The organism is Pseudomonas sp. SDO5522_S412 (genome assembly GCF_054071215.1).
On record NZ_JBSVWQ010000289.1, the window covers coordinates 1 to 6,236 of the forward strand.

At 60.2% G+C, this 6,236-nt stretch carries 7 protein-coding genes and 1 riboswitch; of the genes, 4 read left to right on the forward strand and 3 right to left on the reverse strand.

What is annotated here, in order from left to right; genetic code table 11:
- Window positions 1-94: 94 nt before the first annotated feature.
- A complete protein-coding gene (gene ahcY / locus ACW9I6_RS29715; protein WP_003216850.1) occupies window positions 95-1,504 on the reverse strand; it encodes an adenosylhomocysteinase in 1,410 nt (469 codons plus the stop codon).
- Window positions 1,505-1,525: 21 nt separating this feature from the next.
- Window positions 1,526-1,631, reverse strand: a riboswitch (S-adenosyl-L-homocysteine riboswitch).
- 198 nt (window positions 1,632-1,829) lie between these two features.
- On the opposite strand from ahcY, the gene ACW9I6_RS29720 reads away from it, so the two are divergent.
- Complete coding sequence (locus ACW9I6_RS29720) at window positions 1,830-2,234, forward strand: acyl-CoA thioesterase (RefSeq protein WP_003216852.1); 405 nt, start codon at window positions 1,830-1,832, stop codon at window positions 2,232-2,234.
- Window positions 2,235-2,311: 77 nt separating this feature from the next.
- Window positions 2,312-3,199: a formate/nitrite transporter family protein gene (locus tag ACW9I6_RS29725; RefSeq protein WP_008434095.1), complete on the forward strand. Its 888-nt coding sequence runs from the start codon at window positions 2,312-2,314 to the stop codon at window positions 3,197-3,199.
- Here the strand turns inward: ACW9I6_RS29725 and ACW9I6_RS29730 are convergent.
- Window positions 3,193-4,458, reverse strand: coding sequence for a cation:proton antiporter (locus tag ACW9I6_RS29730; RefSeq protein ID WP_008434094.1), 1,266 nt, complete (start codon window positions 4,456-4,458; stop codon window positions 3,193-3,195). The two genes, ACW9I6_RS29725 and ACW9I6_RS29730, sit on opposite strands and share 7 nt — an antisense overlap.
- A gap of 157 nt (window positions 4,459-4,615) precedes the next feature.
- Window positions 4,616-4,756 (reverse strand): hypothetical protein, encoded by a 141-nt coding sequence (locus ACW9I6_RS29735; RefSeq protein WP_457340145.1) that lies wholly within the window; start codon window positions 4,754-4,756, stop codon window positions 4,616-4,618.
- Between the two features lie 155 nt (window positions 4,757-4,911).
- On the opposite strand from ACW9I6_RS29735, the gene ACW9I6_RS29740 reads away from it, so the two are divergent.
- Together ACW9I6_RS29740 and ACW9I6_RS29745 are read left to right on the forward strand one after the other, a co-directional pair.
- On the forward strand, window positions 4,912-5,745 hold the full coding sequence (locus ACW9I6_RS29740; protein WP_063026578.1) for an EamA family transporter: 834 nt from the start codon (window positions 4,912-4,914) through the stop codon (window positions 5,743-5,745).
- A 31-nt stretch (window positions 5,746-5,776) separates the two neighbouring features.
- On the forward strand, window positions 5,777-6,163 hold the full coding sequence (locus tag ACW9I6_RS29745) for an MAPEG family protein (RefSeq protein ID WP_003216858.1): 387 nt from the start codon (window positions 5,777-5,779) through the stop codon (window positions 6,161-6,163).
- Window positions 6,164-6,236: the final 73 nt, after the last annotated feature.

Consider the following 6,236-nt stretch of genomic DNA (forward strand, 5'->3'; position numbering starts at 1 on the left):
TCAGTAGTCGATAAGTCGACTGACACACCGCCTTCGCGAGCAAGCCCGCTCCCACAAAAGCCTGCCCCCACATGGGGAGCAGGCAGCAGGCAAATCAGTAGCGGTAAGCGTGCGGCTTGAACGGGCCTTCGACCGTCACGCCGATGTAGTCGGCCTGGGTCTTGGTCAGTTGAGTCACTACGCCGCCGAAGCCGCGGACCATTTCCAGGGCCACTTCTTCGTCGAGTTTCTTCGGCAGTACTTCCACGGTCAGGCGCTCGGCTTTCTGGGCGGGCGAAAGGTCGGCGTATTTCTGGCCGAACAGGAAGATCTGCGCCAGTACCTGGTTGGCGAACGAGCCATCCATGATGCGGCTTGGGTGGCCAGTGGCGTTGCCCAGGTTCACCAGGCGGCCTTCGGCCAGCAGGATCAGGTAGTCATCGTTCTGCGGGTCGAAATCGCCAGCACCGGTACGGTGAACCTTGTGTACCTGTGGCTTCACTTCTTCCCATGCCCAGTTCTTGCGCATGAAAGCGGTGTCGATTTCGTTGTCGAAGTGACCGATGTTGCACACCACGGCGCGCTTTTTCAGGGCCTTGAGCATGTTCGAGTCGCACACGTTCACGTTGCCGGTGGTGGTCACGATCAGGTCGATCTTGCCCAGCAGGGCCTTGTCGATGCTGGCTTCGGTGCCGTCGTTCTGGCCGTTGATGAACGGCGAAACCACTTCGAAACCGTCCATGCAGGCTTGCATGGCGCAGATCGGGTCGACTTCGGAGACTTTAACGATCATGCCTTCCTGACGCAGGGACTGGGACGAACCCTTGCCCACGTCACCGTAGCCGATCACCAGCGCTTGCTTGCCGGACAACAGGTGGTCGGTGCCGCGCTTGATCGCGTCGTTCAGGCTGTGACGGCAGCCGTACTTGTTGTCGTTCTTGCTCTTGGTCACCGAGTCGTTGACGTTGATGGCCGGGATTTTCAGCTCGCCCTTGGCCAGCATGTCCAGCAGGCGGTGAACGCCGGTGGTGGTTTCTTCGGTCACGCCGTGGACGCGGTCGAGGATCTGCGGGTATTTCTTGTGCAGCAGCTCGGTCAGGTCGCCGCCGTCGTCGAGGATCATGTTGGCGTCCCATGGCTTGCCATCCTTGAGGATGGTTTGCTCCAGGCACCACTCGTACTCTTCTTCGGTTTCGCCTTTCCAGGCGAACACGGCGATACCGGCAGCAGCGATAGCGGCAGCGGCCTGGTCTTGAGTCGAGAAAATGTTGCAGGACGACCAGCGTACTTCGGCACCCAGGGCAACCAGGGTTTCGATCAGCACGGCAGTCTGAATGGTCATGTGGATGCAGCCGAGAATCTTCGCGCCCTTGAGCGGCTGCTCAGCGGCGTACTTGCGACGCAGGCCCATCAGGGCTGGCATTTCGGATTCGGCGATAAAGGTTTCGCGACGGCCCCAGGCAGCGAGGGACATGTCGGCGACTTTGTAGTCGGTAAAACCTGCAGGCGTGATTACAGCGCTCATGAAGAGCCTCCATTCGTAGTGTGCGAATGGGCGCCGTTGTGCGTTTAGTATCCAGCTGGCTAACCAGGCCGAACAACGCCCCATCCGAGCCTGACAGGTCGAGCCTGCTGCAGCGCCCCTCGGACAGGTGGCGGGAGAACGGTATCAATCGAAGATGACCGTTTTGAAGCGGAGGCGATTATAGCCGCCTGCGCCTGACTTCTAAAGCCTTTCTGTCGGCGGCATGAAGATCGCTCATGGGGTTGATAGGCAATGGCTCATAGAGCTTGGGCCCGGCCTCTGCCATGATGTTGCCCATCATTTCGCAACACGCTTTGGAGTGAACATGAACTTCCACACCCGCAAATGGGTAAAACCCGAAGACCTCAACCCCAACGGCACCCTGTTCGGTGGCAGCCTGCTGCGCTGGATCGACGAAGAAGCGGCCATCTACGCGATTGTCCAGTTGGGCAACCAGCGGGTGGTGACCAAGTACATCTCCGAAATCAACTTCGTCAGCGCCTCGCGCCAGGGCGACATCATCGAACTGGGCATCACCGCCACCGAGTTCGGTCGCACCTCCATCACCCTGACCTGTGAAGTGCGCAACAAGATCACGCGCAAGAGCATTCTGACGGTGGAAAAAATGGTCTTCGTGAACCTGGGTGAAGACGGTCTGCCGGCGCCCCATGGCCGCACCGAGATCAAGTACGTGAAGGATCAGTTCCAGTCGGAAGGCCTCGGCGAGTAATCCTGCGCAGGGCCAGTGAACGCTCTTGATCAACCATAGGTCGTACCTGAACATCGCCCCCCCGTTCAGGTATCACCATGGCCACGCAAGAAGACGGCAAGACCCCCAATCTGTCGCAGGAAGAGCAGCACGACGTCGACAAGAATCAGCCGCCTCGCGCGGCGGTTCTGCATGAAATCATCCGCACTCAAGGCGATCAGGAACTGGAGCGCAACGTCGCCGCGTTGTGGTGGTCGGCGCTGGCCGCCGGCCTGACCATGGGCCTGTCACTGATGGGCATGGGCTTGCTCAACTCGCGCCTGCCGGATGGCGAGGAGTTCAAGGTGATCGCCAGTTTTGGTTACTGCGCCGGCTTTCTTGCCGTGATCCTCGCCCGTCAGCAGTTATTCACCGAAAACACCCTGACCGCGGTGTTGCCGGTGATGAGCAAACCCACGCTGAAGAATTTCGCACGCCTGCTGCGTTTATGGGCCGTGGTGCTGGTGGGCAACCTGTGCGGCACCTTGCTGGTGGCGTACGTGATGCTGCACTTGCCGATCTTTGACACCAAGACCGACCTGGCCTTCCTGGAAATCGGGCGCAAGGTCATGGAAAACGACGCCTACCAGATGTTCGCCAAGGGCATCGTGTCGGGCTGGATGATCGCCACCATGGTGTGGATGATCCCATCCATGGAAAGCGCCAAAATCTGGATCATCATCCTGATCACCTACCTGATGGCACTGGGAGACTTCACCCACATCGTGGTGGGCTCGGCGGAAGTGTCGTACCTGGTATTTGCCGGCGAGCTGCCGTGGAAAGACTTCTGGCTGGTGTTCGCCGGGCCGACGCTGGCGGGCAATATCATCGGCGGCAGCTTTATCTTTGCGCTGATCAGCCATGCGCAGATTCGCAGCGAAAGCAGCCTGCCGGGCAAAGCCGCTGCGGACCCGAGGCATCCGCAGCAGATCAACAAGGGTCAGTGAGTCTCCGGCGCCGCAGCAGGCGCCGGCTCATCCTTGGTCACATGCTTGACCAGCTTGCCGATGCTCAAGCCCTGCAACAGGATGGACGACAGCACCACGATGTAGGTGATACTCAGCAGCAAGTCACGCTCCGGGCCCAGTGGCAGGGCCAGGGCCAGTGCCACGGAAACCCCGCCGCGCAAGCCACCCCAGGTGAGGATGCGGATGGTGCCGCGGGGCACCGTGCGCCAGCGGCGCAGCAGCAGGATCGCCGGGGCCACCGTCAGCAGGCGTGACAACAGGATTGCCACGGCCAGCAAACTGGCGGCCAACACGTGCAGCCAGTTGAACGGCAACAGCAGCAGTTCCATGCCGATCAGCGCAAACAGCAGGGCGTTGAGCATGTCATCGAGCAGTTCCCAGAAACCGTCCAGGTAGCGCCGGGTCATGTCGTTCATCGCCAGCTTGCGGCCGAGGTTGCCGATGATCAGGCCCGCCACCACCATCGCAATGGGTGCCGAGACGTGCAGTTCAGTGGCCATCGCCGAGCCGCCGATCACCAGGGCCAGGGTCAGCATCACTTCGATCTGATACTGCTCGATGCTCTTGATCATCAGGTACACGATGTAGCCGATCAGCCCGCCAAACACCACGCCGCCAATCGCCTCATGGGCAAACAGCATGGCCGTGGCGCCGACCGTAGGCGTCTCGCCCAGTTGCGCGATGCCCAGCAACACGGTGAACACCACCACCGCCGTGCCGTCGTTGAACAGCGATTCGCCGACGATGGTGGTTTTCAGTGGTTTCGACGCATTGGCGGTCCGCAGCACACCGAGCACGGCAATCGGGTCGGTGGGGGAAATCAGCGCGCCGAACAGCAGGCAGTACAGGAAACTCACGTGCCAGCCGAACAGGGCAAAGATGTAGAAGGCCAGGCTGCCGATCACCACCGTGGCAATCAATACGCCGAAGGTGGCAAGCAGGCCGATGGGCCAGCGGTAGCTGCGCAGGTCGCTCAGGTTGACGTGCAAGGCGCCGGCGAACAGCAGGAACGAGAGCATCCAGTTCATCAGCAGGTCGCCGAAGTCGATCTGGCCGATCAACTGCTGGATGCGCTCTTCAAGGCCGGGGTAGCCGATAAAGCTCAAGCCTTGCAGCAGCAGGGAAAACATCAGTGCCGTGACCATCACACCGATGGTGGGCGGCAGGCCGATGAAGCGGTAGTTCACATACGTGAGCAGGGTGGTGAGGCAAATAAACGCAGCGACAAGTTCAAGCATCCGGGGTCCTTGGATGGAGGAGTGAGTAGAGATCATATGTGGGAGCTGTCGAGCCCCAGCGAGGCTGCGATGGCATCACCTGGGTGAGGCTGCAAGACCGCAGCGCCTGTATCGCAGCCTCGCTAAAGCTCGACAGCTCCCACACAGAACACATTTATCAGTTGGCTACGTTGACCGCAGCAAGGCGACGACGTTGCAGGTCGATGAACAAAAGTGCCGCCGCCACCGTCCCGCCGATCCAGGCACCGAGCGGCAGGCGAGGATCTCCTTCGGTAATCGTGACGCTCTGATCAGGCATACGCAGGCCGACGCCCGGATCGGCGAAGATCGGGCAGCAGCAAAAATTTATTGGTCCAGGTCTTTGCTCAACTGAGTGCGGCGTGGTCGGCTTTAGTATAAACAGGTGCTGAAATATGACGAATCAATTCCGCTTTTTATGACTGGGGAGTCACCGTGATTGCAACAGCTTTGGTACTGGTAGCGGCGTTGTTGCATGCGACGTGGAACACCTTGATCAAATTCAGCGGCGAGCGCCTGTTGGTCATCGCGTGCATGGACACGGTGGCGTTGCTGTTCGTGGTGCTGGCGGTGGGGTTTGTATCGTTTCCGCCACTGGAAATCTGGCCGTGGATCATCGCCTCGGCGTTGTTTGAATTGCTCTACCGCTACCTGCTGATCCAGGCCTATCGCGTGGGTGACCTGGGCCTGGTGTACCCATTGATGCGCGGCTTGTCGCCTTTGGTGGTGCTGGCGCTGACGCTGGTGTTTGCCGGTGAGGTGCTCAGTACCCAGCAGATTCTCGGCATTCTGCTGATCCCGTTTGGCATGCTGTGCCTGTTGTGGCAGGGCGGCGGTGGCGACCGGTTGCCCTGGTCGATGCTGCCGGTGGTGGCGTTGATCGGCTTGTGTATCGGTTGCTACACCTTCCTCGATGGCCAGGCATTGCGCCGTTGGTCACACCCGCTGGACTACCTGGTGTGGCTGACGCTGATAAGCGCATGGCCGTTTCCGTTGCTGGCGATGGTGCGCAAACGGGCGGCGTTCGGGCTGTTCTGGCGCACGCAGTGGCGGCTGGGGCTGAGTGTCGGGTTGTGCGTGTTGTTGAGCTACGCTCTGGTGCTTTGGGCCATGCAGTTGGGCTCGATTGCCGAAGCCGCTGCGCTGCGGGAAGTCAGCGTGATCCTGGTGGTGCTGTTCGGCATGCGTTACCTGAAAGAACCTTTCGGCCGCCCACGGCTCATAGCCTGTGGGTTGGTGCTGATCGGCATGTTCGTGATGAAACTCTAACCGTCGGATAAAACTAAAAAAGGAATGGGTTATGACAGTCGCTTTCTGGTGTGTGTTGATCGCAATCTTTCTGCCGTACCTGTGCACGGGCGTGGCCAAGTTCAGCGGCGGCAAGTTCGGGCCCCGGCAGAACCATGACCCGCGGGCGTTCCTCGACACCCTCGAGGGGTTTGCCAAGCGCGCCCACAGTGCGCAACTCAACAGCTTCGAAGTGACCCCGGCCTTTGCGGCCGCGGTGATCATTGCCCATCTGGCTGGCGTTGCGTCGCTGGTGACGATCAACGTCCTGGCGGTGCTGTTCATCACCAGCCGGTTGCTCTACATCATCTGCTACCTGGCGGACTGGGCGATGCTGCGGTCGGTGGTGTGGGCGGTGGGGATGGCGTTGATTGCGAGCTTCTTCTTCGTCTCGATCTGAAGCCTGACACTGTTCAAATGTGGGAGCGGGCTTGCTCGCGAATGCGGTGGATCAGTCGATACATCCGGTGACT